This window comes from Mucilaginibacter sp. (genome assembly GCF_039925265.1).
GTDB lineage: Bacteria > Bacteroidota > Bacteroidia > Sphingobacteriales > Sphingobacteriaceae > Mucilaginibacter.
Window position 1 is genome coordinate 49,289 of the sequence record NZ_JBDSZG010000017.1, and the last position, 25,629, is coordinate 74,917.

Sequence of the window (25,629 nt, forward strand, 5' to 3'; positions counted from 1 at the left end):
AATTTGCCAATACTGCCCATATATTAACATTACTATTACAATAGCGTTAATTTGTTATTATATTTATGTAAACCCTGCGAATGTGTTAATATTTTGCAGGTTAGCCCTTCTTGCTATAGCTCTATCGCATTAAAAAAAACCGGATAAAATCCTGCTATCAACTGCAAAATATCATTTAGAATAATTGTTAAAACAACACTAATTTAGTTGTCAGTTTTCTCACCAGTTATACAACTATATCATGCTAATAAAAAAGTGGTTTAAATTAACCTTATGCCTCGTTGCCTGCTTAGCAGGGGCACAAACAATACAGGCGCAATCCTACGTACCCGAATGGAATGATACCCGGATAAAAATAAAACCGGTGGTTCCTGTTAAAGCCTATGCTTTTGATTTAAAAGATGTGCGGTTATTAGAGAGCCCTTTTAAGAAAGCGATGAATGCTGATGTTGCTTATTTATTACCTATAGACCCTAACAGGCTGCTTTCGGCCTTCCGCTCGCACTCGGGGCTGCAACCTAAAGGAAAGATGTACCAAGGATGGGAATCATCGGGTTTGGCAGGCCACACGCTGGGCCACTACCTGTCGGCAATTTCCCTGCACTATGCCTCCACCCGCGATCCTGAGTTTTTAAAACGCGTAAATTATATAGTTAACGAACTTAATGAATGCCAGGTTGCCCGTAAAACGGGCTATGTTGGCGCTATCCCAAAAGAAGATACTATTTGGGCCGAAGTGGCAAAAGGAGACATCCGTTCGCGCGGGTTCGATTTAAATGGGGGCTGGTCGCCTTGGTATACCGTGCACAAGGTTATGGCCGGTTTATTAGACGCCTATTTATATTGTAATAACGCCCAGGCGCTAAAAGTTTGTAAAGGCATGGCCGACTGGACAGGCGAAACCATTAAAAACCTGGATGACGAAAAGCTTCAAAAAATGCTGTTTTGCGAATACGGCGGCATGGCCGAAACCATGGTTAATCTATACTCCATAACCGGTGACAAAAAATACCTTGATCTGTCCTACAAATTTTACGACAAGGCCATTTTAGATCCGCTTGCGGATAAAAAGGATATCCTGCCGGGCAAACACTCCAATACGCAGATCCCGAAGGTAATTGCAAGCGCGCGGCGTTTTGAGCTCAACGGCGATAAAAAAGACAAAGTCATTGCCGATTTTTTTTGGGAAACCGTTGTGAACAACCACTCCTACGCTACCGGCGGTAATAGCAATTATGAGTATTTAGGCGAACCAAAAAAGCTAAACGATAAGCTTACAGAAAACACCACTGAAACCTGTAATACTTATAACATGCTAAAACTTACCCGGCACTTGTTCGCGCTCGAGCCATCTGCCAAGTTAATGGACTATTACGAAAAAGCCCTGTATAACCATATCCTGGCATCACAAAACCATAGCGATGGTATGATGTGTTATTTTGTACCGCTTAGAATGGGCGGGACAAAACATTACAGTACCCCCTTTGATGATTTTACCTGCTGTGTTGGCTCGGGTATGGAGAACCATGTTAAATACAATGAAAGCATTTATTTTAAAGGAGCCGATGGCAGTTTATATGTAAACCTGTTTATTCCATCAGTGCTTAGCTGGGCGAAAAAAGGCTTAACGGTAACGCAGGCAAGCAGTTTCCCTAATACCGATCATATTGCGTTTACCATTGGCACCAAAAAGCCGGTTACCATGCCTATCCGCATTCGCAAACCAAAGTGGACCAGCAATGCCTCCATCAGTATCAACGGAAAAGTACAGGCAGCTACTACCGATGATGAGGGCTACATTGTAATAAAGCGCAAATGGAACAATAACGACAAAATTGAATTTACCACACCCGAAACGCTGTACACCGAAGCTATGCCTGATAATGCCAACAGGCGAGCAGTTTTTTACGGCCCGGTGCTACTTGCAGGTGTGTTAGGTAATACCGAACCCGATCCGCTTAAAGGTGTACCCGTTTTTGTAACCAGCGAAACCGACCCAAACAAATGGCTGCAAATGGTTGATAAAAAACAATTGAGCTTTAATGCCACTGATGTTGCCAAACCAATTGAAGTAAAGCTGATCCCCTTTAATCAAACCCAAAATGAATACTATACGGTTTACTGGGATGTGTTTACCCCTGCATCATGGGCAGTACAGCAAAAAGCTTACGATGAGCAACGGAAAAACCAACAGGAGCTGGAAGCGCGCACTACCGACGTCTTACGTATAGGCGAAATGCAGCCGGAGCGCGATCATAACTTTACCGGCGAAAGCGCCATTACGGGCGAAGATCACCAGAAAAAATGGCGCTCTACCGAGAACGGAGGGTATTTGCAGTACGAAATGAAGGTTGACGCCAACGGCCAAAACACGCTTATAAACAGCTACTGGGGTATGGATAACCGCGGCCGCTCATTCGATATTATTATAGACGGCATTAAAATAGCAACCGAGAATTTAAACCCGTACAAGGAAAGCCGTTTTTACGATATCAGCTACATTATCCCCATAGAGCTGACCAAGGGAAAACAAAAAGTTACCGTTAAACTATTACCCAAAAAAGACAACAGCGCAGGCCCGGTATACGGTAGCCGCATGGTAAAAAACTAATTCACAAGAAACTATATACGATGATAAAAACAAGCAAAGCCGCTGGTTTGCTGCTATCTATGATAGGTATAAGCAGTATGGTGTTAGGGCAACAAAAAGACTACCCTATACAACCCGTGGCATTTACCAGTGTACATGTTAACGATAAGTTTTGGGAACCCAAAATGGAAGTTAACGCAAATGTAACCATCCCCTATGTACTGGCGCAGTGCAAAAAAAATGGCCGTATGGATAACTTTTTGCGCGCCGCCAAACAGCTGGATGGCGATAAGCTAAGCGAATTTCCGTTTGATGATACGGATGTTTATAAGGCAATTGAGGGTGCATCGTACTCCATGCAAAATAAAAAGAACCCTAAGCTGGATAGGTACATAGATACCCTTATCCGCATTATCGGTGCCGCGCAGGAACCGGATGGTTATTTGTATACCTTCCGTACGGTGCATGCTAAAAAACCTCATGAGTGGATTGGCGATAAACGCTGGGTGAATGAAGAGATCTTAAGCCACGAATTATACAATTGCGGGCACTTATATGAGGCCGCCGTGGCGCATTACCAGGCCACCGGCAAGCGTACCCTGCTCAACATCGCCATAAAAAACGCCAACCTGCTGGTAAAAACCTTCGGGCCGGGTAAAATACAAGAATACCCTGGCCACCAGATAGTGGAGATAGGCCTGTCCAAAATGTACCGGGTTACCGGCAATAAACAATACCTCGACCTGGCAAAATTCTTTTTAGATATCCGCGGACCAAAAGGCGACGCCTACAACCAGGCCAATAAAAAAGTAGTTGACCAGCACGAAGCCGAGGGCCACGCCGTACGTGCAGCGTATATGTATACCGGCATGGCCGATATTGCCGCTTTAACCGGCGATACAAAATATTTAAACGCCATCGACGATATCTGGAGCGATGTAGTTACCAAAAAGCTCTACATAACAGGCGGTATAGGTGCAACCGGGGCCGGCGAAGCTTTTGGCGAGGCTTACCAACTGCCCAACATGTCGGCCTATGCAGAAACCTGCGCGGCTATTGGTAATGTGTATTGGAACAACCGGATGTTTTTGCTTCACGGCGATGCTAAATATATCGACGTTTTGGAGAGGACGCTTTATAACGGCCTGCTATCTGGCGTTTCCTTAACCGGAGACCGATTCTTTTATCCCAACCCGCTGGCGTCCATGTTTCAGCATCAGCGCAGCGCCTGGATAAGCTGTGCCTGCTGTATTAGCAACATGACGCGCTTTTTACCATCGCTGCCGGGCTATGTTTATGCCAAAAACAAAAACGACCTGTATGTGAACTTGTTTATGAGTAATTCCAGCAATATTAAACTGGCATCGGGCAATGTAAACATTGTACAGCAAACAGATTATCCGTGGAAAGGCCAGGTTAACATTACCGTTAACCCTGTAAAAACAACAAACTTTACCTTAAGGGTGCGGATACCGGGCTGGGCTAATCAACAACCCGTACCGGGCGATCTGTATAGCTTTATGGACCATACACCGCTGCCGGTGGTACTATACATCAACGGAAAAGCAACTTCATTTGTAACCGAAAAAGGCTATGCTGTTTTAAAACGCAGCTGGAAAAAAGGCGACAAAGTTTCCCTGGCGTTGCCTTTAGAAACTGAAAAGGTTGTGGCTAACGCTAATGTAAAAGACGACAGAGGCCGTTTTGCATTTGAGCGCGGTCCCATAGTGTATTGCCTGGAAGGGCCGGATAACCGCGACAGCCTTGTACAGAACATTTTAATTGATAAGAACGCGGTTGCCCGGGCAAGTTACAAAGCCGACCTGTTGAACGGTGTAGATGTAATAACTATTGAAGGTAAAAGCACCAAAAGGCAGTTAAACAGCGATAAACTGATAGAAACCGACCAAAAGGTAAAGGCCATACCCTATTACGCATGGGCAAACCGTGGCCCAAGCGAGATGACCGTTTGGGTACCTTACGAAGCATCGGCAGCAAGCCCTAAACCGGCGCCAACCGTTGCCAGTACAAGTACAGTAACGTCATCATTAAAAAATGCACGCATGTACAGTGCCATTAAAGACCAATACGAACCCAACAGCTCAAACGACACCAACTACCCCTACCTGCACTGGTGGCCCGCGCACAACACCAGCGAGTTTGTTCAGTACAACTTTAATGCAGAACATACGGTAAGTGAATCGAAAGTTTATTGGTACGATGACGGCCCCTGGGGTGGCTGCCGCATACCTGTATCCTACAAAATACTTTACCTTAAAAACGGGCAATGGGTACCGGTAAAAAACACAACACCCTACACGGTGAGCAAAGACAGCTACAATGCGGTAACTTTTGAGCCGGTTAATACCACCGCATTAAAAATGATCATTCAGCTTCCGGCAGATAATTCTACCGGCATTCATGAATGGGAAGTTAAGTAATATCTCTGCAGGCATCCTGCAGAGCTTCCTTACAATATGGCCATCATGCACTTGCATGATGGCCATATTAGTAAAGTTTCCATTTTATTCATTACCAATAGCTTTATAAACTGCTGGCTAAGGTTTTATCAACCTTGCAGCAGCTCCTATTATTTAATAACCGTTTTGTGTAATGTAGTGCCGGATAGTTTGATTTGGTAAGGCCATTGCTCGTCGTTACTTATATTCCCGTCAGTTAGGTGTTCCCAATGCCCGGTTGGCGCACCACTTACTACTAACCATAAATAAGTGCTATTAGCCGGCACGTCGAAATTTGCAACGCCTTCTTTATTTGAATAAACCTTGCCATAAACCCTGCTGCCGTCGTCTTTTACAGCCAAAAAACCATATCGCCAGCCGGCCTTATCAACATTAATGGCCCGGTAGCCTGTATTGCCGGCAACGCCTTTAAAATTCAGGGTAACTTTGGTACCGGCCGCCGGTACATTTAGCTTAATGCCATTATAGCCATAGTTTTGAGGGCAGCTACTTTCGGCAATACGATACCAGCCATCACCAACGCTGTTTAACGTACTGGTGTGCTCATTCACGTAGGGTTTTGCGGCCTGGGTTATACGTGATAAATCCCATGTTATAAATTTCCTGTAAGCATCAAACATCTCGTCGTTAAACTTAGCCTGGCTAAGCCCTGTTAATCGTTTATAAGCCATTACCGGGTCCTCTCCCTTTACGGCATTGCGCCAAAGTTTCCCTACAAAGCCGCGCCCGCGTTTACCGGACCAATATTCCAATACGTATGGCGAATGGTACTGGTTATCCTCATGCAAAAATGCCAGGTGTGTTTGCTTCATAAAACTCACCAGGTGGTAGTTCTCAAAAGTCATCCAGTTGGGGTAATTCTGAAAAAGCATGTATTGAGATGTCATTTCAAATATACTTTGCCCCCGGCTGCCGGCAGCTGCCGAAGTAAAGCCCCATGCACCATCGCTATGTACCATATATTGAAATGAATGGGCAAGCTCATGCGCAAGCGCTCCGTATGGATGCGCGCTTATCCTTGCAGCGGGCGTCCACAATATGCCAACCTTGTCCTCTTCGCCGCCGCCATATGCCGTACCGTCTGTGTCACTGTAAAAAACGTAGGTAAGCATTTTGTATCTGTCGGTTAACGATTTACCTTTTATAACAAACTTCAGGGTATCTCTGTAGCAGGTATAAAAACGCTCTAATTCTTTTATGGCTATTGCAGGGTCAAACCGCTTAACGGGTTCAGAATAAGTTGTTGGCGTATCGCTGTATTCCTTTGACCAAAACATTGCTATATCTGCCGACTGAACCATTCTTTGCCTGCTGAACGTGCTATTATTACTGGAATAATCATTTCCGGCGGGCACCATCCATACACTATAGGGATAATAGATGGTTTTCTCCGTTGTATCTGATCGATGGCTAACAGGCGATATTTTGGAGGGCCGACTTATTTCTTTTTTTATAGCCGGATGCTGGAAGGCAAACAATCCGTTGACAAGAAAAAAGAAAGGTATAGAGGCAGGTCGCATCATGGTATAGGACTTTATATTGTGATTGAATAAGGCCGATTTGCGATGGGTTAATTTATCGACTACCAAAATTACCATGTATAAGCAACTGGCAGATCTGAATATTGATAACTTGTGTTTATATATTACCCTTCTGTAAGAACTAATCGGAATAATTTCGGAAGTGGGAGTAGGTTGCCGATTAGCCTGGATTGTATTAGGATTATCTGGTTTTTTCGGGCAAGCACGAAAAAAGGCGCCATTCAGCGCCTTTTCAACTTCAAATCTGGAATGTAATGTGGTTTGTTTTCACATTCAGTGATCCCAATAGGATTTTTTTCGAATCGGATTATTAAAGGGCAGAGAGCGATTACAGAGTTAAAAACAGCTTGGCTACGATAAAAAATCGATGTCAGTTAAGTGCATTAATAGTTAAAGTTTTTCAGTTTGGTTGTTTAGCTTTGTTCATCAAAACGAAACATAATATCTGTTCGCAAAACATATTTTGTACCTTGTTTCACTGAGCGGCCTTCATGTTCCACGTTATGTAGGAAAACAAGTGCCGAGCCTTGCTTGGGCTGAACAGTCAGTTTATTGAAAGTCGTCTGTCCGCCCTCAAAATTTTCATTCAAATAAATCATAAAGGTGAAATAGCTCGCTTCAACATCGTTTCTTATATAACTTTGATCTGTATGCTGTTTAAATTCTTGTCCCTGTTGATATTTATAAAATCTAAAAAGTTCATTTAATCCAACAGCTTTACTGTAGCCAATTTGCAATGGTACAAATGGCTTTAATTTCTGCCAAAGCACATCGGCAAGCTGATAGTCCTTATAAATAACTCTATTGTTATTACGAACTGTTGTAATAACTTTCTGCCCGTTTTCTGTTTCAACGGTCGCGGGTTCATAACCCATAGCTTCACTTTTAAAAATGAAATCTTCACATTCTTTTGGTGTCCAAAAATCGTCGATTGTGAAGATATTATTAGTAAGGATATGCTGTTGCATAATGATGAGTTTTAAATGGCGACCGGGAGTTTAACATTTTCTGCAACTCGAAATTGCGCCACAACAAAAATATAAAGAAAAGCAAGCCATCACTGACTTGCTTTTCTTTTCGCGGTGATCCCTATGGTGCAACATTCGAACCTTTTATTTGATGATTTAAGATTGTTATCCGAAATTTTGGCAGCCTAATATTTGAAAACCTGCATTTGTAAGAGCGGTTGCAGACGAAGAGGGATTCGAACTTTATACCTCTAACCGCCCCAATTCTCCTTTTTTCAGTTTAAAATCAAATGCGTCACAAATGATGTTACAAGCCAATTATGTAAATAAAATCGTTAACAACTGTAAGTTTTTAGTTTATCCGGCAACTAACTCCTGAAAAACAATATGAAACTTATTTTAACCGTCTTCATTTTCCTGTCTTTCTCATGTAATCAGGCATCCTCACCGGATGGCCGTTCGCGGCAAAGGGATCAGGTATTACAGGCAGAGGTTAACAGCCTGAAAATCAAAACAAAGCCATTCTCGACAGTATTGCTCATATTAACAAAATTATAAACATAAAAAAGCAGCAATAACATGAGAAAACTTATAAAGAATATTGGTCTGGCGATAATACTTACCTGCATGGCAGCTACCGCTTTCGCGCAACAGGAAAGTCCGGGCAGTAATAAAGTGATCTCTAAATTTAAAAATGATTTTAATGCGGGTAGATTTGACAGCATTTATAGTACGTTTTCCGGCGAAGCCAAAAGCAATTTGCCGCATGAGAAAACCACGGCATTTCTAACTCAGCTCAAAAGCCGTTACGGCAAGATAATCAATGCTGCTTTTATCAGTTACCAGGATCAGTTCGCCGGCTATAAAACAAAGCTGGAAAAAGGAACCATTACCTTAAACATAGCTATTGACGACAAACAGGCGATCACCGGGTTGTTTGCTAAGCCCTATGTGGAAGACAGCGCACCTAAAATGCCGAGAAATATCACGGCGATGCAACTGCCCTTTAAAGGCGTATGGACGGTATTTTGGGGCGGTGATACCAAAGAACAGAATTACCACGGGGTTGTTGCCTTTCAAAAAAACGCATTTGATATTATCATTACCGATAACAATAATAAAAGCTTTCGTTCCGATGGGAAGGCCAACGAAGATTATTACGCATTCGGTCAACAGCTATTTGCTCCATGTGACGGCGAAGTTGTATTGGCAGTAGATGGCGTGAAGGACAACCTGCCCGGTGTGCTGAACCCGTTATTTGCAACCGGTAATACGGTATTGCTGAAAACCAGCAACAATGAGTATGTGCTGCTGGCGCATTTAAAGCAATATTCCGTGCAGGTCAAACAGGGGGGAAAGGTTAAACAGGGGCAACTCCTTGGGTTTTGCGGAAATTCCGGCAATTCGTCCGAACCGCATTTACACTTTCACTTGCAGGACCAGGAAGACTTTGGCAAAGCAACAGGAATTAAATGCTATTTTACAACAATCGAAGTAAACGGGCGCGAAACTAAAAACTATTCGCCGGTTAAAGGTGATCATATCCACCAACCGTGATCAAAAAACAATATGTTGAATGAGACTGATTTTTTGCAAATAACCCGGAAGCATGAGGGTATTTTGCATAAGATATGCCGTTTATACCGCGATAGCCCGGAAGACCGGGAGGATCTTTTTCAGGAGATCATTTATCAGCTATGGAAGGCCTACCCTTCCTTTAAAGGCCAGGCAGAGATTAGTACATGGATATATCGCATTGCTTTAAATACGGCGATGGCTTTTTACCGCAAAAAAAGACCGGCTATTAATTATGTGGATGTGCTGCCAGACTTTGCGAACCAATCCCAGGACGACCAAGCGACGGAGCGCCTTGAACTTCTATACAAAGCGATCAAACAACTGAACGATGTTGAAAAAGCAATCATTACGCTTTACCTCGATGAGTTGCCCTATCAGCAAATCGCGGTCATTACAGGCATAACCGAGAACAATGTTGGTGTCAGGATCAACCGGATCAAAACCAAAATGCAGCAATTTTTAAATCAATAAAACATGGAACTGGATGATTTTAAATCAGCGTGGAAAAGTGTAGAATTCCCCATGAAAGGCGATCGGGAGATCTTGTCGATGATCCGTGAAAGCAAACACCCGGTATTAAAAAAGATCCGAAGACAATTAACTATTGAAGTAGCCGGTTTAACCGTATTTCTTGCATGTTATTGGAGCCTTTTCGATGGTGCATCTAAACATTTCTTCGTTAATTTACTGCTCGTTATAACCCTATTGGCCACGATATGGTATAACATATATGGCTATTATATTGCAAAAAACATTGTGGACGGCCCGAATCTGCAAGCTTCTTTTCAAAAGTATTTGCGCCGGATGAGCGGATATGCCTTAGGGTCGATTTTTTCAAAGGCGTTCTATGCGTTCAGCCTGATCGTATTTTTTACTTCTGGTGTATCTTTTCATCTGTCAACTTATTTTGCATTAGGTACGATTGCAATACTATTTACTATTCAGTTGACCTTATTGAGCAGAATGTGGGCGAAAAGGTTAGGTGTGTTAAACGAATTGTTGAGCCTTTTGAAATAGGGCCTGCTGTAGGCCCTATATAGTTTGAGTACTGGGCGAAATAGCTCCGCCGGTTGAATTTACAACGGCGACTTAAGTTTTGTACACTGAACTGAGGTGGTAAACCTCCCAATATATGAGAAACTCTATCCTATCGGCAAAAAAAAATTTTACAGGAGAATCGCAAGATTCAATTTAGGATGCTGTTAAAAAAGGCGATTGAGACCGATCCCTAAGTTGATCCTTGAACAGACATATTTTACTATAAAGTCGATAAAATCGAGGTCGACTTTGGTGGATTCGCACTTACAGAAAGGCGCATTTTTATGCGCATTTTAGCTTTAAACGTCGACCTGTTGAATGGTCTTTGTGATCCCAATAGGATTCGAACCTATGACCTACAGATTAGAAATCTGTTGCTCTATCCAGCTGAGCTATAGGACCTGCATTATTTTGCGGTGCAAAGATGCAAATTTATACTTAAAACAGCAATAGTTCGTTTACAGTTTTACTTTATAGAATTAACTATATCATTAATAAAACTTCTTTAAAGGTAATAAAACTTATCTTTACCCCGAGGATTGTGAACATGGGCTTACCGCTGCGGATTACTTTTGATGACAAAGATTATGTGTACCAGATTGTTAACAGCAAACTGATAGGCCAAAACACCACCGAACTGGAACTTTTGCTCAACGGCGAAAAAGTTGAGTTGGTGAAGGATGCCAAAATGGTTTGGACGCTTAAAGAAGGCGATACCTCGTTAGACCCTAACCTGGTGCAGGCGCTGGGCCGTTCGGTTTCGCTACGGTTGCGGATGTAGTACATCCGGCCGTTGCTACTGTTCCTTACCGTTTACTTATTTCATATTTTACCTTAGGTTTCGCTGCCAGGCGATACCTCACATTAATACTCAGCCATTGCTGAGCCATTATTTATAGTCTAAAACCACCGTTTTAGTAGGCTATTGTTAACCTGCCGGTAATATTCAATTAATAATTGTGAAAATATTACATATAATTGTACTCATTACACTATGAGTGTACAAGGTGCTAAAAGCCGTTTTTATATGTTAATATTACAGTTAATTTTAAACTAAAAAGTGTTATCAAAAACCTTAAAAAGTTTAATTTTTTACATAAAAAAGCCGTTTCTGCTGTGTAATTAACAAAAAATAGCATTAAAAGTACCAAGTGTTTTTTTTACAATAAGTTAATCATACTTTTAACCCAATTTTTTAAAAACTCATTATTATATGATCATAATTGCTGACGGTGGCTCAACCAAAACAAATTGGTGCCTGGTTACTGAAGAAGGTAAAAAAGTGTATTTCAACACCGAAGGTTACAACCCGTATTTTGCTCCGAAAGAGTACATTATACAATCCCTAAAGGAGAGTTTGCCTACCGATCTGGAGAAGGATAATATTACCGAAGTTAACTATTACGGCGCCGGTTGTTCTACCCCGGAGATGCGTAAGATCGTAGAAGAGGCCATGCAGGTGGTTTTCTCTAAATCGAAAGTGAACATTGGCCACGATCTGCTTGCTGCTGCCCGCGCATTGCTGGGTAACAACGAGGGTTTCGCGGCTATTTTAGGCACAGGTACCAATACCTGCCTTTATGATGGTAAAGATGTAGTGAACAATATTGATTCGGGCGCATACATCCTGGGCGACGAAGGCAGCGGTTGCTACATTGGTAAAAAGCTTTTGGTAGATTACCTGCGCGGCTACATGCCGGAGGCTGTTCGTAAAGTGTTTTGGGAAGAGTTTAAATTAACACCAGATGATATCAACGAGATAGTTTACACCCAACCGCGTGCAAACCGTTTCTGCGCAAGCTTCAGCAAATTTGTTTACGATAACAACGTGAACATCGAATACTCACGTAACCTGGTGCGTACCTCTTTCGAGGATTTCTTTAAAAACCTGGTTACCCACTACCCCGATTATCAAAAATACACTTTCAACTGCATCGGTTCGGTGGGCTATAACTTCCGCAATGTACTGGAGGAGGTTTGTACCGAAAACGGCATGACCGTTGGCAACATCATCCGCTCTCCTATAGATAACCTGGTGAAATATCACCTGGAACTGGCGCCAAGCAGTCTTTAGAATCAAGAGACAAGACGACAAGAACCAAGAATCAAGATAAAATAAGAAAAGGGGTCGAAAGCATATGCTTTCGACCCCTTTTGTATTACCGCATCGTATTGCGAGGCACGAAGCAATCTCCAAACTATGCATAAATGCCATGCATCGCGGAAATGCCTATCGGGAGGTTGCTTCGTGCCTCGCAATGACGCGCGGAGGGAAGCGAGAAAAGGCGAGGGAAACCCTCGCCTTTTCTCGTTATATTCTTTCTTGACTCTTGTCGTCTTATCTCTTGATTCTCTCCTCTGACCACCTTACTGAACCAAATTCAACTCATTCTGGAAGATCTTGGCGTACTTCCTCCTGTCGAATTTGTAGAGTTTGGCGGCACGGTATGATACACCTTTCTGCTTCTCGTCCAGTTCTTTCAAAAAGCCGTAGCTCAGCATCTTCTTGCGGAAGTTGCGCTTATCCAGCTTCTTGTTCAGCACCGCCTCGTACAGCGATTGCAGCTGCGTAAGCGTAAACTTCTCGGGCAGCAACTCAAACGCTATTGGCTGGTAATTCAGCCTGCGGCGGATCTTGTTAAAGCCCGTGTTGAAAATTTCGCTGTGATCGAAGGCGAGCTTTGGCAGATCGTTCACCGGGTGCCAAAAAGCCGATTTGGCGTATTGGGTAACCGGTTTTACTTCTTTTTGCCCGTTAATACGGATCAATGCATAGTAAGCAACGGTTATAACGCGCCCCTGCGGGTGACGTTTCACCTCGCCAAATGTATGGAACTGCTGCATATGCAGATCGCGAAGGCCGGTAAGCTCGTATAAAATACGCTCTGCGGCATCATCAATACTTTCATCTTGCTCAACAATATAACCTGGTAATGCAAGCCAATCTTTAAAGGGTTCCTCATTACGTTCAATGAGTAGAATCTTTAATTCGCCGGCATCAAATCCAAAAATTACACAGTCAATAGAAAATACTGAATCAAATGTTGGTAACTTTACTTCCAAAAGTAGTTCTATTTAGGTTTATCGGTTAAATATATACCTTAAAATTCATTCCAAAAATAATAAATTAAATTTAATGGTGTAATTTCGACACCTTATATTCGTGGCTCCAAATTTACTTGTGTAAAAATGCGTAAAATTTCAAAAATAGCAGTCCTAACTTCTGGAGGCGATGCGCCGGGCATGAACCCCTGCATCCGCGCCGTAGTGCGTACTGCCATATATAATAAACTGGAAGTTGTAGGGATAAGGCAAGGTTACCAGGGCCTTATCGACAACAATATGTACGAGATGAACACCCGTTCGGTTAGTAATATCCTGAACCTGGGTGGTACCATTTTAAAAACCGCCCGCTGCCTCCCCTTCCGTACCGATGAAGGTATGGAAACCGCTTACAATAACTTAAAAGCACAGGGTATAGACGGGATAGTGGTTATTGGCGGCGATGGTACCTTTACCGGTGCCCTGCGTTTTTCTCAACGTTTCCCGGATATTGCCGTAATGGGCGTACCCGGCACTATTGATAACGATCTTTACGGTTCTACCTATACATTAGGGTTTGATACCGCTACCAATACGGTTATAGAAGCTATAGATAAGATCCGCGATACAGCCGATGCGCACGACCGTCTGTTCTTTATAGAAGTAATGGGCCGCGATTCGGGCGCTATTGCCTTACGTGCGGGTATCTCCTGCGGAGCAGAAGCTATTTTGTTACCAGAGCGTGCTACCGCGATAGACGATTTGATAGAGAGCCTTAAAGCGGGCCAGTTCAACAAAAAATCATCCAGCATTGTAATTGTTGCCGAAGGCGATAAAAGCGGTGGTGTGTATGATTTGGCTGAACGGGTACGCGGGCAGGTTAAGTTCTACGATATTAAGGTTACCATATTGGGCCACTTACAGCGTGGTGGAAGCCCGTCTGCATTTGACAGGATCCTGGGCAGCCGCCTTGGTTTTGCCGCGGTTAACGCGCTGATAGCCGGCAAATCGCAAATGATGGTTGGGCTTGAGGCTAACCATATTAAACTAACTACACTGGAAGAAGCGCTTACACAACATCAGTTTAAGCTGGAAGATGATTTAATGCAGATGTCAGAAATCCTATCCATATAAATGATAGCGGTTGTATATAGCGGTTCTAATAATGCGGGTTGGCGTTTGGCTTACAAAGGGCGAACTGTTGCCTCTTTTAACACCGCTGCCATTAATCCCTATTTTAACGATGAGAAATACATCACCCAGCTACTTAACCGCAACATCAATCTTATACACCACGCGGAAGAGATAAAGCGCATTTACTTTTTTGGTGCCGGTGCTTCTTCAGACGAACGCAAAAAAGTGGTGCAGGACGCCCTTGAAGGATTTTTTAAATTCGCAAGGGTAACCGTAGAGCACGATATTGCCGCGGCGGCCATCGCTTGTTGCAAAAATAGCCCTGGTATAGTAAGCATCTGCGCAAGCGGCACCAACGCCGCCTGGTACGATGGAAAAAAAGTAAAACCAAACAATTTTGGCCTCGGCTACATCCTGGCCGACGAAGGCAGCGGTAACTGGCTGGGCAGGCAACTCATCAAAAGCTTTATGAATGAGACACTTCCGGCAAATTTGCGCAAGAAGTTCATTCACAGCTATGATGCCGACCGCACAACACTTTTAGAGAAAGTTTACCGCAAAAAAGAGCCTGCTTTATACCTCAGCTCGTTCAGCGAATTCTTTTCGGAGAACAAAAACGACGTTTATCTGCGCAGTATCATTAAAACAGGTTTTACTAAGCTGATTGATACCTATTTATTACCTTTGCGCGCGGAACACCCGGATGCCCCTATTCATTTTGCAGGCTCGGTGGCTTCTAACTTTCAGGATTACCTGGCAGAGGCCGCAGAAGAGCGGGACATTAAAATAGCAGGCATCATAAAAGAACCAATAAACAATTTGTTGACTTATTATTCAAATAAAAATTAGAAAAATCATGAAAATAGGAATTAACGGCTTTGGCCGTATCGGCCGTTTAGCTTTCAGGGCTGCAATTGAAAGAGAAGGCGTTGAAGTTGTTGGTATTAATGACTTGGTTGAGCCAGATTACATGGCTTACATGTTGAAATACGATTCAACTCACGGCCAGTTCAAAGGCACCATTGCTGTTGAAGGCGGCCATTTGGTAGTAAACGGTAAAACCATCCGTGTTACCGCCGAAAAAGACCCTGCAAACCTTAAATGGAATGAAGTAGGTGCAGAAGTTATTATCGAATCTACCGGTTTATTTTTAACCTTAGATACTGCACAGAAACACATTGATGCAGGTGCCAAGAAAGTAGTTATGAGCGCTCCTGCAAAGGACGATACCCCTACATTTGTAATGGGTGTAAACCACAAACTGTTAAAAGCTGAGCAAACTATCGTTTCAAACGCTTCATGTACTACCAACTGTTTAGCGCCTATCGCTAAAGTATTGGATGATAAATTCGGTATCGAAGAAGGTTTAATGACTACTGTACACGCGGTTACAGCTACTCAAAAAACAGTTGATGGCCCGTCTGCAAAAGACTGGAGAGGTGGCCGTGGTGCTTACCAAAACATCATCCCTTCATCAACCGGCGCTGCTAAAGCGGTTGGTTTGGTTCTTCCACAGTTAAAAGGCAAATTAACAGGTATGTCGTTCCGTGTTCCGGTTGCCGACGTTTCTGTTGTTGACTTAGTGGTACGTTTAAAAACGCCAACTTCATACGAAGGCATTAAAGCCGCGATGAAAGAAGCATCAGAAGGCGAATTGAAAGGCATCTTAGGTTACACTGAAGATGAAGTTGTATCTGAAGACTTTAAAGGTGATGCACGCACATCAATTTTTGATGCAAAAGCAGGTATCGCATTGAATGATAACTTCGTGAAAGTAGTATCATGGTACGATAACGAATGGGGTTACTCAAACAAACTGATCGACCTTGTACAAGAAATTGGCAAACTGTAAGGTTTAGTAATTTCTTATCATAACAACAAAGCCTCCTAATTCGGGAGGCTTTGTTTGTTTATGGGGATTCCTTATTTTTTATCCCACACTCCCCCGTTGCGGTGTCTTCACCGCAACGTTGCCGCCTTGTTAAACGGAACAACGTCCTTTAATGGTGGCGGTGAGGACACCGCCACCGGGAGAGGAAAAAGAATAAGCCTCCCCTCGTTGCGGTGTCCTCACCGCAACCTTTGCCGCCTTGTTAAATGGCACGCTCCTTAATGGTGGCGATGGGGACACCGCCACCAGGAGAGGAAAAAGAATAACCCGCCCCTTCCCCGTTGCGGTGTCCTCACCGCAACCTTTTCCGCCTTGTTAAACGGAACGCTCCCTAATAGTGGCGGTGGGGACACCGTCACAGGGAGGGAAATGGGAAAAGATGAAAACATTACTTACCCGTTGCGGTGTCCTCACCGCAACCCTTCACCGGTAAGGAAATTCAAACTTGTTTCTTTATATTACGCTATGGAACTAAACACCGTATACTTTTATACAGTTGCTATTGTTGATTGGATACATTTGTTAAAGCCGGACAAGTTTAAAAACATCGTTTTAAATAGCTTGATATGGCTTGCAGATAACAAGAAGGTAAAAGTTTATGGGTTTGTGATCATGCCGAATCATATCCACCTTATTTGGGAAAACACCGCTCTCAATGGTAAAGAAATGCCTTACATGAGTTTTATGAAGTTTACGGGCCACGAGTTCTTGAAAGAATTAAAGCAAACTGACAACCCCCTTTTAGCTCGTTTTAAAATTGAAAACAATGATAGGGAGCATCAATTCTGGCAGCGAAAAGGGCTTGCTGTTTTGATGAGCAGCAGAAAAGTACTGGAACAGAAGTTAGACTACCTGCATCTCAATCCTTTACAAGAGCGCTGGAGCCTTGTTACCGACCCTAACGATTACTATTATTCATCATGCTCGTTTTATGAATTGGAGGACGGTAAGTTTCCTTGGCTAACACATTATATGGATGAGTTTTAGCAAAGCTGATGGCGGTGAGACACTGCCACATAAGAAGAATAACTAAAACTTTTTAGCCAATCTGCGCATTACTATGATGCCATTATGAAAGATATTATAAACCGCTTTAAGATCACCGATACCAAAAGCTTTAAACTAAGCGATTACGACACTGCTGATACGGCAGGTCATCAAAAAGAAAACGCGGAAGAGCTGTTAAGCGATCTGATCAAGCAAACCGCAAAGCTGCAAACCGAATTATACGCCGCACATAACCATTCCCTGCTCATCATTTTCCAGGCAATGGATGCTGCCGGGAAGGATAGCGCAATAGCGCATACCATGTCGGGCCTAAACCCGCAGGGATGCCAGGTGTTCAGCTTTAAGCAGCCCAGCGCCGAGGATTACGACCATGATTTTTTATGGCGGCATTATAAAGCCCTACCCGAGCGCGGGCGCATCGGCATACACAACCGTTCGCATTACGAAAACGTGCTGGTTACCAAAGTGCACCCCGAGTTTATTTTAAAGGAAAATCTTCCCGGGGTTACGAAAGTAAAACACATCGATAAAAAATTCTGGCAGAAGCGTTACCAGAGCATCCGCGATTTTGAAAAACACCTCAGCGAAAACGGGACGGTTATCATTAAGTTTTACCTTAACCTATCTGAGCAAGAACAAAAAGAACGTTTTTTAAAACGCATTGCCGACCCTGAAAAGAACTGGAAATTTGCCGCCGGCGATATCAAAGAGCGCGACAGGTGGACGGATTACATGGACGCGTACGAAACAGCCATTAAAGAAACCAGCACAAACGGCAGCCCCTGGCATGTAATACCCGCAGATAAAAAGTGGTTTACCAGGGTGGCCATCTCTACCATTATTTTGGAAACGCTTAAAAACCTGAAATTAAACTACCCCATATTGCCAAAGGAAGAGATAGAAGAACTGGATAAAACGAAAGCTGCGTTGAAGCACGAGTAAACTTTATTTGCGCAATTATTCCGCCCGCCGGGTATGAGGATATCGCCCCCCATTATTTTCATTTGTAAATCTCATTTTATCGGCTATTTTTACTTTCTCTATATGAAGAAAGTATTTATCTATTCGTTAAAAGTCGGTCTTACTACTTTGATCGCATCCGTGGTATTTAGCTTAGCAGCCTTATACATGTGTATGGGCCTGGTTATGTTGGTAAACGCCAGTAACTGGAGTTTTTATGCCAATATCGATTTTCTGGACCTTGCTGCTCTCACCGGCATTTCTTCTTTGGTGTTGTTATTCGTTGCATACCGGGTAAATCGGTCTGCCCCGGGCGTTTATAACCGGAAATCGCAGATCACCGTTTCTACTTTCTTCTTTTCTGTGCCGTTTTTTTATTTGTACTTTTCTATGATTAAAAACTCCGGCAACTATTCTTTGGGGAGTATTTTGCTTATGGTTCTCCCTACCCTTTTTGCGTTGATGCTAAGCATCCGGTTTTACCGGTTAGAGCCGGAAATACCGATACAGCATATTGATGCTAACGAGGTATAATAGCTAAGACCCGCACCCAATAACCCAACAAAAGAACCAATGAATTACATCGACCTCTTATTAATACTCATCTTCCTTCTCTGTATCTGGGCGAGTGTTAAGCAGGGCTTTATATTGTCTTCTCTTTCTTTACTATCCTGGGTGGGTAGTTTGGCGGCAGGGTTCCTGGCCTACCGCCCGTTGGCCAGCTTTCTGCACGATCTGATGCCTTTTGCCGGTTTTTGGCTGCCGCCATTATCATTTATGATAGGTGTATTGCTGGGCAAACTTATTTTTGATGCCATTATAGTGCGCCTGCTTGACCGGATTCCCGGCCGCGCTCACAATAACCCTGTAAATAAATTGCTGGGCGCCATTCCCGGTGTTGCCAATGGCTTTATTTGGACCATTTTATTATCCGGCATCCTGTTATTGGTACCGTTTACCAACGGCCTCTCTAAACAAACCAGGGATAGCACTTTGGCAGCCCGCCTGGTGGCGCGGATCAGCTGGCTGGATGAATCCCTATCTCCCGTATTTAGTGAAGCATTAAACAGCACCCTCCCCAAAAAACACACGGAAGCCGGCCATGACGAATTTATAAAACTGCCATTCAAGGTAAAAGACCCGACGGTACGTACCGAGCTGGAAGCCGACATGCTTATCCTTGTAAATAAAGAGCGAAAAGAACGCGGTTTAAAACCACTCAAAGCCGACCCGGAGATGGCCGTTGTTGCCCGCAAGCATTCGGTAGATATGTTTGCACGGAGTTATTTTTCGCACTACACACCCGAGGGCACCGATCCGTTCGCACGCATGAAAAAGGGGAACATTGTCTTTTTAACAGCCGGGGAAAACATAGCATTGGCACAAACGCTCACCGTGGCGCATACCGGTTTAATGAATTCGCCGGGCCATCGTGCCAATATCCTCAATCCGGCCTATGGGCGGCTTGGGATAGGCATTTTAGATGGCGGCATCTATGGGTTAATGATCACACAGAATTTCAGGAACTGATCATAAAAAAGAAAAGCGAAACGTTGATTGCTTCGCTTTTCTTTCTTTTATGGTTTACCAGGGCGTTACGCCATAATCGCTGAAGTATCCACCGGTTGGGCCATCTTTATCTATCATGGCATATTTTACAATTGGCGCGGCACCTTCTTCTACGCTTTTGTATCCCTGGTTACCGTTAAAATCGGTTTTGGTGTAGCCGGGGTTTACAGCATTTACCTTGAATTTATCCTTTAATTCGTAAGCTAATGCAATGGTGTAGTTGTTTAACGCGCTTTTTGATGGGCCATAAGCAGCTGTCTTCACCTCGTAATGCCTCCAGCTTGCGTCGCTGTGCAGAGTTAACGAACCGAGGTCTGATGTTACGTTCACTATCCGCGGGTTGGGAGCGTTTTGCATAAGGGGCACAAATATGCGTGCTATACGGGCTACGCCTATCACGTTCACTTCAAACACTTCTCTAAATATTTCATCCGCGGTATTTAAAGCAGGCTGCGGGAAGCTTCCGGGGATACCGGCGTTGTTTATCAGCACATCAAGATGATCTATGCTGGCGGCAAGTGTATGGTATGCAGCTTGTGCGGATTCTTCGCTTGTTACCTCCAATTGCAGGAATTCTACATCAGTTAAGCCTTCGGCGTGTAATTCGGCAACGGCTTTATCGCCTCTTTCTTTATCGCGGGCGCCCAGGTAGATGTGGTAACCGGCTGTGGCCAGTTGGCGGGCAGTTTCCAGCCCAATACCTTTATTGGCGCCGGTAATTAATACAGTTTGTTTTTTCATGATACAAAGTTATGGCGCGGCAATGGTTCCATCACTGCACATAGCAGGGCATTAACTGTACATTTCACGGATTTGCTGGCGATACGTCATTGGAGTGGCATCCGTAAGGCGTTTAAAGAACCTGTTAAAATACGCGGCGTCCTCAAAACCAAGCTCATCCGCAATTTGCTTTACTGATAATTCGGTGTGTAATAAACGGCGCTTCGCCTCTACTACCAACCGCTGATGGATATGGCCGATAGCTGTTTTACCGCTTTGCTGCTTCACCACATCATTAACGTAGCCTGGGGTAAGGTTTAGTAAATTGGCATAAGCGGCAACATCATGCTGGCGCGTATAATGTTTTGCTATCAACTCCTGGAAATTTTTTAAAAGGTGATGATTTTGAGCGATCCCATTTTCACCAAATTGTTCGTTATAAAGCCTGCTCAGGTATATCACCAGCACACGCAGCCACGAAGTAAGCATCTGGTTGTGCCAGTTACCGGCAGAATTAAACTCCGCATGCATTTTACGCATAACATCTTTAAGGTAAGCGAGGTCTTCCGGTGATAACACAAGTTCGTGGCCACCCGCCGGGTTTTGGATAATAGGCAACTGGCGCAGCATCCTGTTCTCTTCCAGCATTAAAAACTCTTCGCTAAAGTAGGCTACCCAACCCTGCATGGGGCAAATTTCTTCTTTTAAATGGACCTGCTGCGGAATAGTAAAGTAAAAATGATTGGGCCTAACGGTGTAAGCTACATCGTCTATCCAATGGCGGCTGCTCCCCTGCTCAACAAAGGCGAATAAATAATATTCCTTACGATGGGGCAGCAAAAAACCAGGATCTATTATCGCTTCAATTCCGTCAGACTCGCGCACCATTATCATAGCCGGCGATCCATCATCGTTTAGTAAAGGATAATTTGTGATCACACTTTTTTCGGGAGCAGTTAAGACAGGCATGGTATAAAATTAAAAAATGGCGGTGAGGGTACCGCCATTTGTAAGTAAAATAAGTCTTAGCCAACCTGATTGTGGTGTCCTCACCACAATCTCCAAACATCTACATTAACTCTTTGTCCTTTTTTACGTGGTAAGTTTTGTTGGCCATGTAAAACAGCAACACCGTTGGTATAATATAAAACAAAGCGCCACTATATTTAATATCGGGATAGGTAACTATTAGTTGATAGATCAACAGTATCAATGCAACTATCCCGCCTATGAGGTATAAATAAAAGAATTTCATGCCTGCTGTTATTTTGTTTTAGTTATCCGTTTAAATATGGCTGCGCCTAATGGTGGTGCGGTTACCTGCATCGAGTTTTCTTTTCCGTGCCATGCTTCGGCGTCGGTTTTAATTGGGTTGTAGTTGATCATGCCGCTGCCCCAGTATTGGTGCTGGTCGGAGTTAAATACTTCCTGCCACTCGCCTGCCGCGGGTACGCCAATACGGTAGTTTTGGTGCGGAACAGGTGTCATGTTCAGTACCACAACCAGGTCGTTAGCGGGGTCTATACCCTTACGGATGTAAACGATCACCGAATCGGCCATGTTGCTGGCATCAATCCACTCAAAGCCTGTCCAATCGAACGCCTTTTCGTACAGCGCCGGTTCAGATTTATATAAGGTGTTAATCGCTTTCACCGTTTCTTTAATCCCCTGGTGGCTGGTATGCTCCAGCAGATGCCAGTCTAAAGAACGCTCAAAACTCCACTCGCCTACCTGCCCGAACTCGGCACCCATAAACAGCAATTTGGTACCGGGGTGGGTAAACATAAAGCTGTATAACAAGCGCAGGTTGGCAAATTTCTGCCAGTCGTCGCCAGGCATTTTGGCAAGCATGCTGCCTTTGCCATAAACCACCTCATCGTGCGAGAAAGGCAGCATAAAGTTTTCGGTAAAGGCGTACACCATGCCAAAGGTTAGCTGATCCTGGTGGTATTTGCGATGGATCGGGTCGTGTTCAAAGTAATCAAGTGTATCGTGCATCCAGCCCATCATCCATTTCATGCCGAAGCCTAAGCCGCCTGTATAAACCGGGCGACTAACGCCGGGAAACGAGGTTGATTCCTCGGCAATGGTTTGCACATCGGGGAAGTTGCTGTAAACAGCTGTATTAAATTCCTTTAGGAACGATACAGCTTCCAAATTCTCGTTACCACCAAAAACGTTTGGCTCCCACTCGCCTTCGTTACGCGAATAATCGAGGTACAACATAGATGCCACGGCATCTACACGCAAACCATCTATGTGGTAACGCTCCAGCCAAAACAGGGCGTTGCTTATTAAGAACGCGCGTACCTCGTTGCGCCCGTAGTTGAATATATACGATTTCCAGTCCGGGTGGAAGCCCTTGCGCAGGTCTTCGTGCTCGTAAAGGTGTGTTCCGTCGAAATTATATAGTCCGTGCGCATCGCCGGGGAAATGCGATGGTACCCAATCCAGTATCACCCCAATACCATTGGCGTGAAATTGCTCCACCAGGTACATCAGGTCCTGCGGGGTACCGTAACGGCACGATGCAGCAAAGAAGCCGGTGATCTGGTAGCCCCAACTTGGGTAGTACGGGTGCTCCATTATCGGCATAAACTCTACATGCGTAAAGCCCATTTCCTTTACATAAGGCACCAGTTTTTCTGCCAGCTGGCGGTACGAAAGAAACTCATCCGGGCTCTCCGGACTGCGGGCCCAGGAACCGATATGCATTTCGTAAACCGAGTATGGTTTGTCTAACGCGGTATACTGGTAGCGGTTGGCCATCCAGTCCTGGTCTTTCCATTCGTAAAAAGTATCGGCCACAATAGATGCCGTATGTGGTGGCAATTCCCAGCGCAGGGCGAAGGGATCGCTTTTTTCCAGTTCGGCACCGTTTTGCGATTTGATGAAGTATTTATAAGTTTCGCCAACGCCTACGTTTGGCACCCAGCCTTCCCAAATGCCCGAAGCATCCCAACGGTAGTTCAATGCATGCGAGCCTTTGTTCCAACCGTTAAAATTACCTATTACGGCAACATATTGCGCATTTGGTGCCCAAACGGCAAAATAGGTACCCACCACGCCTTTGTACTCCAGTACATGCGAGCCAAATTTTTCGTATAGCTTAAAATGCTTGCCGCCTTTAAACAGGTCGATATCAAAATCGGTAAAACGACTATACGGCTCAACAGCTTTAATTTCGGTGCTGGTGGTGGCATTTATAATGGTTTCCATTTTGGTTTTAGAAGCCAGTTTTTTCGCGGGCTTTGCAGCCGTTTCAATTTCTTTTTTGGCTGATGCTTTTGGCTTTTTCGCTACGGGCGCTTCCGCTTCCGGGGATAATTGGGCAGCTTCGGTTTTCTTTGCTGCTTTTGGTTTAGCTGCTTTTATAAGTTTCGATTCGGATGATTCGGCCCCGGTAATTGTTGTTTTCTTTGCCATAGTCAGGTAGCGCCCTTAAGCACTTAGGTTAGTTGGTTGCAGGAATAATTCCTGTTGTTCAAATATATAATTATTGAACATACATTAGCAGGAGTTGTTTATTTAAAACAAAAAAGACGGCTCATTTTAACCGCAGAGGGCGCTGAGTAGCCGCAGAGAAGTACTGTGGACTTATTACTGATGATTATTTGCTAAACGTACCTTTGTTTTTCAGGTAACCGCCCAATATAGATACCGGCGCGAAAATAAACATAGCGAACAACTGCGTCCAGTGGCTGCCACCGGATACCGCCATGGAGATGCCCGCGAACGCAAACATCATACAAGCCAGTATAAAATTTAACCCAAGCTTATTTTGCTTCGCGATGAGTTGCACAACAGCTCCCGCAAGGATAGAAAAGCAAACACCGTAGGCTATGGTGATCAGCTTAAAATTAAACGGCGCATCCTGGTGCGGATGATGGTGCGTTAAATTGAACAACAGAACCGAACTGATGGCAAAAACCATGTAACCGGCTATCACAGCTAAAATCTTCCTGAGCATTGTTTTTTTCTTCAAATATGGCGGATATTTTAATAGAATGATTGTTGAAAGTTGCGAAATAAAATTTACATTTTTGGTAAATTTTATTTATATTTGAGTAATGCACATTATCTTGAAGGAAAATAATGAACGCCATGTCGTTCTTGTAAGCCCGATAGAAGATGTTGATTTTAAAAAACTTACGGTTAAGCGTTATTTCTTTAATTGGAAGAAATTGAAAGATGAGTCGAGTATCTTTAAGTTGACATTGGCCAACAGTAAAGATATTTTGGGATTGATAGCATTGGTAGCCCATCCAGAAGAGCGGATAGAAATAAAACTACTCGCAGTATCTGCCGAAAACGTTGGTAAAAACAAACAGTTTGACCGCATCGCCGGTTGTCTGATAGCATTTGCGGGACGTGAAGCCATACGAAAATTTCAAAACTACCCTGCGTTATCCCTAATCCCAAAAACTGAACTTAAACAGAGTTACATCCGCAAATATGGAATGATTGATGCAGGGTGGCAATTGTATTTAGAAGATGCACCATTATTACGGTTAGTTAAAGAATATCTATCATGAGCAAGAAAAAAGTAATTGAACAATATACACGCGATGAAATTGCGGAAGCCTTTGTTTTCCCTGTAAAACTTAGCCCCAAACAGCAACTTGAAGCAAATATTCAGCTGAATAACCACCGGGCAAACCGCAGAGCAGCAATGACAGGTCCGGAACAGCTAAACCTAAAGCTAATACAATTAAAATTCCGGTTAGAAGATTACATAGATGGAGAGAATTATAACCCACAGTATACATTTGGTTATTTCCTTGAACTATATTTACAATTAACCGACCGTAAAAAAAAGGAATTTGCTGCTGATATACAGATACATGAAACGCAATTGAGCCAAATCCTTAAAAATCGGAGAGAGCCTAACGAAAGCCTCATGATAAGGCTCGAATTACACTCAAACAATACTATCCCGGCTATCGACTGGTTTAAATTATTAGAAAAAGAAAAAGGGCATCAACTTAAAACAGATAAAACATTAAGGGACAAAGAAAGCCAATATGTTAAGCATAGCCTGCAATTAGTTTAATAACACGGATCCAATCGAATTGCTAATATCAAAAAAGGCCCCTTTCGGGGCCTTACA

24 protein-coding genes and 1 tRNA gene are annotated in these 25,629 nt (G+C 43.7%); 16 read left to right on the forward strand and 9 right to left on the reverse strand.

Features of this window, described 5'->3' with window-relative positions; translation table 11 throughout:
- Positions 1-241 precede the first annotated feature (241 nt).
- The gene (locus tag ABIX36_RS09025; protein ID WP_348081837.1) at positions 242-2,611 is read left to right on the forward strand and encodes a beta-L-arabinofuranosidase domain-containing protein; all 2,370 of its coding nucleotides are present in this window, start codon (positions 242-244) and stop codon (positions 2,609-2,611) included.
- A gap of 20 nt (positions 2,612-2,631) precedes the next feature.
- Positions 2,632-5,031 (forward strand): glycoside hydrolase family 127 protein, encoded by a 2,400-nt coding sequence (locus tag ABIX36_RS09030; RefSeq protein ID WP_348081838.1) that lies wholly within the window; start codon positions 2,632-2,634, stop codon positions 5,029-5,031.
- 149 nt (positions 5,032-5,180) lie between these two features.
- On the opposite strand, the gene ABIX36_RS09035 is transcribed toward ABIX36_RS09030, so the two are convergent.
- Positions 5,181-6,593 (reverse strand): DUF6055 domain-containing protein, encoded by a 1,413-nt coding sequence (locus ABIX36_RS09035; protein ID WP_348081839.1) that lies wholly within the window; start codon positions 6,591-6,593, stop codon positions 5,181-5,183.
- Positions 6,594-7,024: 431 nt separating this feature from the next.
- Positions 7,025-7,579: a 2OG-Fe(II) oxygenase gene (locus ABIX36_RS09040; protein ID WP_348081840.1), complete on the reverse strand. Its 555-nt coding sequence runs from the start codon at positions 7,577-7,579 to the stop codon at positions 7,025-7,027.
- A 579-nt stretch (positions 7,580-8,158) separates the two neighbouring features.
- Here ABIX36_RS09040 and ABIX36_RS09045 point away from each other — a divergent pair.
- The 3 genes from ABIX36_RS09045 to ABIX36_RS09055 are packed head-to-tail and all read left to right on the forward strand — an operon-like array spanning position 8,159 to position 10,174.
- Positions 8,159-9,136, forward strand: coding sequence for a peptidoglycan DD-metalloendopeptidase family protein (locus tag ABIX36_RS09045; protein ID WP_348081841.1), 978 nt, complete (start codon positions 8,159-8,161; stop codon positions 9,134-9,136).
- A 12-nt stretch (positions 9,137-9,148) separates the two neighbouring features.
- Positions 9,149-9,628, forward strand: coding sequence for a sigma-70 family RNA polymerase sigma factor (locus tag ABIX36_RS09050; protein ID WP_348081842.1), 480 nt, complete (start codon positions 9,149-9,151; stop codon positions 9,626-9,628).
- Positions 9,629-9,631: 3 nt separating this feature from the next.
- Positions 9,632-10,174 carry a hypothetical protein gene (locus ABIX36_RS09055; protein WP_348081843.1) on the forward strand — a complete coding sequence of 181 codons (543 nt, stop codon included), beginning with the start codon at positions 9,632-9,634 and terminating at the stop codon, positions 10,172-10,174.
- 349 nt (positions 10,175-10,523) lie between these two features.
- On the opposite strand, the gene ABIX36_RS09060 is transcribed toward ABIX36_RS09055, so the two are convergent.
- Positions 10,524-10,597 (reverse strand) — tRNA-Arg (locus ABIX36_RS09060).
- A 145-nt stretch (positions 10,598-10,742) separates the two neighbouring features.
- On the opposite strand from ABIX36_RS09060, the gene ABIX36_RS09065 reads away from it, so the two are divergent.
- Positions 10,743-10,976, forward strand: coding sequence for a hypothetical protein (locus tag ABIX36_RS09065; RefSeq protein ID WP_128534378.1), 234 nt, complete (start codon positions 10,743-10,745; stop codon positions 10,974-10,976).
- A gap of 432 nt (positions 10,977-11,408) precedes the next feature.
- Positions 11,409-12,269, forward strand: a complete 861-nt coding sequence (locus ABIX36_RS09070) for an N-acetylglucosamine kinase (RefSeq protein ID WP_348081844.1) — start codon at positions 11,409-11,411, stop codon at positions 12,267-12,269.
- 293 nt (positions 12,270-12,562) lie between these two features.
- On the opposite strand, the gene ABIX36_RS09075 is transcribed toward ABIX36_RS09070, so the two are convergent.
- The gene (locus ABIX36_RS09075) at positions 12,563-13,258 is read right to left on the reverse strand and encodes an NUDIX domain-containing protein (RefSeq protein WP_348081845.1); all 696 of its coding nucleotides are present in this window, start codon (positions 13,256-13,258) and stop codon (positions 12,563-12,565) included.
- Positions 13,259-13,384: 126 nt separating this feature from the next.
- On the opposite strand from ABIX36_RS09075, the gene pfkA reads away from it, so the two are divergent.
- From pfkA to ABIX36_RS09110, 7 genes are all read left to right on the forward strand, one after another.
- Positions 13,385-14,371: a 6-phosphofructokinase gene (gene pfkA, locus ABIX36_RS09080; RefSeq protein ID WP_348081846.1), complete on the forward strand. Its 987-nt coding sequence runs from the start codon at positions 13,385-13,387 to the stop codon at positions 14,369-14,371.
- A complete protein-coding gene (locus ABIX36_RS09085; protein WP_348081847.1) occupies positions 14,372-15,220 on the forward strand; it encodes a hypothetical protein in 849 nt (282 codons plus the stop codon).
- Between the two features lie 7 nt (positions 15,221-15,227).
- Entirely contained in the window at positions 15,228-16,223 is a 996-nt protein-coding gene (gap, locus tag ABIX36_RS09090; RefSeq protein WP_348081848.1) for a type I glyceraldehyde-3-phosphate dehydrogenase, read from the forward strand.
- 504 nt (positions 16,224-16,727) lie between these two features.
- The gene (locus ABIX36_RS09095) at positions 16,728-17,249 is read left to right on the forward strand and encodes a transposase (RefSeq protein WP_348081849.1); all 522 of its coding nucleotides are present in this window, start codon (positions 16,728-16,730) and stop codon (positions 17,247-17,249) included.
- A gap of 84 nt (positions 17,250-17,333) precedes the next feature.
- On the forward strand, positions 17,334-18,212 hold the full coding sequence (locus ABIX36_RS09100; RefSeq protein WP_348081850.1) for a polyphosphate kinase 2 family protein: 879 nt from the start codon (positions 17,334-17,336) through the stop codon (positions 18,210-18,212).
- Between the two features lie 102 nt (positions 18,213-18,314).
- The gene (locus tag ABIX36_RS09105) at positions 18,315-18,764 is read left to right on the forward strand and encodes a hypothetical protein (protein ID WP_348081851.1); all 450 of its coding nucleotides are present in this window, start codon (positions 18,315-18,317) and stop codon (positions 18,762-18,764) included.
- A 39-nt stretch (positions 18,765-18,803) separates the two neighbouring features.
- The gene (locus tag ABIX36_RS09110) at positions 18,804-19,760 is read left to right on the forward strand and encodes a CvpA family protein (protein ID WP_348081852.1); all 957 of its coding nucleotides are present in this window, start codon (positions 18,804-18,806) and stop codon (positions 19,758-19,760) included.
- A gap of 54 nt (positions 19,761-19,814) precedes the next feature.
- Here ABIX36_RS09110 and ABIX36_RS09115 read toward each other — a convergent pair whose 3' ends face one another.
- From ABIX36_RS09115 to ABIX36_RS09135, 5 genes are all read right to left on the reverse strand, one after another.
- Positions 19,815-20,540: an SDR family oxidoreductase gene (locus ABIX36_RS09115; RefSeq protein WP_348081853.1), complete on the reverse strand. Its 726-nt coding sequence runs from the start codon at positions 20,538-20,540 to the stop codon at positions 19,815-19,817.
- 51 nt (positions 20,541-20,591) lie between these two features.
- A complete protein-coding gene (locus ABIX36_RS09120; RefSeq protein ID WP_348081854.1) occupies positions 20,592-21,488 on the reverse strand; it encodes a helix-turn-helix domain-containing protein in 897 nt (298 codons plus the stop codon).
- A gap of 100 nt (positions 21,489-21,588) precedes the next feature.
- A complete protein-coding gene (locus tag ABIX36_RS09125) occupies positions 21,589-21,774 on the reverse strand; it encodes a hypothetical protein (RefSeq protein ID WP_348081855.1) in 186 nt (61 codons plus the stop codon).
- Positions 21,775-21,782: 8 nt separating this feature from the next.
- A complete protein-coding gene (gene glgB / locus ABIX36_RS09130) occupies positions 21,783-23,738 on the reverse strand; it encodes a 1,4-alpha-glucan branching protein GlgB (RefSeq protein ID WP_348081863.1) in 1,956 nt (651 codons plus the stop codon).
- Positions 23,739-24,129: 391 nt separating this feature from the next.
- On the reverse strand, positions 24,130-24,489 hold the full coding sequence (locus ABIX36_RS09135) for a hypothetical protein (protein ID WP_348081856.1): 360 nt from the start codon (positions 24,487-24,489) through the stop codon (positions 24,130-24,132).
- Between the two features lie 100 nt (positions 24,490-24,589).
- Here ABIX36_RS09135 and ABIX36_RS09140 point away from each other — a divergent pair, with 100 nt between their 5' ends.
- The gene (locus ABIX36_RS09140) at positions 24,590-25,054 is read left to right on the forward strand and encodes a hypothetical protein (protein ID WP_348081857.1); all 465 of its coding nucleotides are present in this window, start codon (positions 24,590-24,592) and stop codon (positions 25,052-25,054) included.
- The gene (locus tag ABIX36_RS09145; RefSeq protein ID WP_348081858.1) at positions 25,051-25,572 is read left to right on the forward strand and encodes a hypothetical protein; all 522 of its coding nucleotides are present in this window, start codon (positions 25,051-25,053) and stop codon (positions 25,570-25,572) included. The genes ABIX36_RS09140 and ABIX36_RS09145 overlap by 4 nt, the downstream gene beginning before the upstream one ends.
- Positions 25,573-25,629: the final 57 nt, after the last annotated feature.

Bases quoted from the DNA above. Each gene is read 5' to 3' on its own strand.
- ABIX36_RS09135 (WP_348081856.1), bottom strand. From the start codon at position 24,489: ATGCTCAGGAAGATTTTAGCTGTGATAGCCGGTTACATGGTTTTTGCC.
- ABIX36_RS09025 (WP_348081837.1), top strand. From the start codon at position 242: ATGCTAATAAAAAAGTGGTTTAAATTAACCTTATGCCTCGTTGCCTGC.
- ABIX36_RS09110 (WP_348081852.1), top strand. From the start codon at position 18,804: ATGAATTACATCGACCTCTTATTAATACTCATCTTCCTTCTCTGTATC.
- ABIX36_RS09035 (WP_348081839.1), bottom strand. From the start codon at position 6,593: ATGATGCGACCTGCCTCTATACCTTTCTTTTTTCTTGTCAACGGATTG.
- ABIX36_RS09115 (WP_348081853.1), bottom strand. From the start codon at position 20,540: ATGAAAAAACAAACTGTATTAATTACCGGCGCCAATAAAGGTATTGGG.
- ABIX36_RS09100 (WP_348081850.1), top strand. From the start codon at position 17,334: ATGAAAGATATTATAAACCGCTTTAAGATCACCGATACCAAAAGCTTT.
- ABIX36_RS09065 (WP_128534378.1), top strand. From the start codon at position 10,743: ATGGGCTTACCGCTGCGGATTACTTTTGATGACAAAGATTATGTGTAC.
- glgB (WP_348081863.1), bottom strand. From the start codon at position 23,738: ATGGAAACCATTATAAATGCCACCACCAGCACCGAAATTAAAGCTGTT.
- ABIX36_RS09140 (WP_348081857.1), top strand. From the start codon at position 24,590: ATGCACATTATCTTGAAGGAAAATAATGAACGCCATGTCGTTCTTGTA.
- ABIX36_RS09040 (WP_348081840.1), bottom strand. From the start codon at position 7,579: ATGCAACAGCATATCCTTACTAATAATATCTTCACAATCGACGATTTT.
- ABIX36_RS09030 (WP_348081838.1), top strand. From the start codon at position 2,632: ATGATAAAAACAAGCAAAGCCGCTGGTTTGCTGCTATCTATGATAGGT.
- ABIX36_RS09095 (WP_348081849.1), top strand. From the start codon at position 16,728: ATGGAACTAAACACCGTATACTTTTATACAGTTGCTATTGTTGATTGG.
- ABIX36_RS09085 (WP_348081847.1), top strand. From the start codon at position 14,372: ATGATAGCGGTTGTATATAGCGGTTCTAATAATGCGGGTTGGCGTTTG.
- ABIX36_RS09070 (WP_348081844.1), top strand. From the start codon at position 11,409: ATGATCATAATTGCTGACGGTGGCTCAACCAAAACAAATTGGTGCCTG.
- ABIX36_RS09145 (WP_348081858.1), top strand. From the start codon at position 25,051: ATGAGCAAGAAAAAAGTAATTGAACAATATACACGCGATGAAATTGCG.
- ABIX36_RS09055 (WP_348081843.1), top strand. From the start codon at position 9,632: ATGGAACTGGATGATTTTAAATCAGCGTGGAAAAGTGTAGAATTCCCC.
- ABIX36_RS09045 (WP_348081841.1), top strand. From the start codon at position 8,159: ATGAGAAAACTTATAAAGAATATTGGTCTGGCGATAATACTTACCTGC.
- ABIX36_RS09120 (WP_348081854.1), bottom strand. From the start codon at position 21,488: ATGCCTGTCTTAACTGCTCCCGAAAAAAGTGTGATCACAAATTATCCT.
- pfkA (WP_348081846.1), top strand. From the start codon at position 13,385: ATGCGTAAAATTTCAAAAATAGCAGTCCTAACTTCTGGAGGCGATGCG.
- ABIX36_RS09050 (WP_348081842.1), top strand. From the start codon at position 9,149: ATGTTGAATGAGACTGATTTTTTGCAAATAACCCGGAAGCATGAGGGT.
- ABIX36_RS09105 (WP_348081851.1), top strand. From the start codon at position 18,315: ATGAAGAAAGTATTTATCTATTCGTTAAAAGTCGGTCTTACTACTTTG.
- ABIX36_RS09125 (WP_348081855.1), bottom strand. From the start codon at position 21,774: ATGAAATTCTTTTATTTATACCTCATAGGCGGGATAGTTGCATTGATA.
- gap (WP_348081848.1), top strand. From the start codon at position 15,228: ATGAAAATAGGAATTAACGGCTTTGGCCGTATCGGCCGTTTAGCTTTC.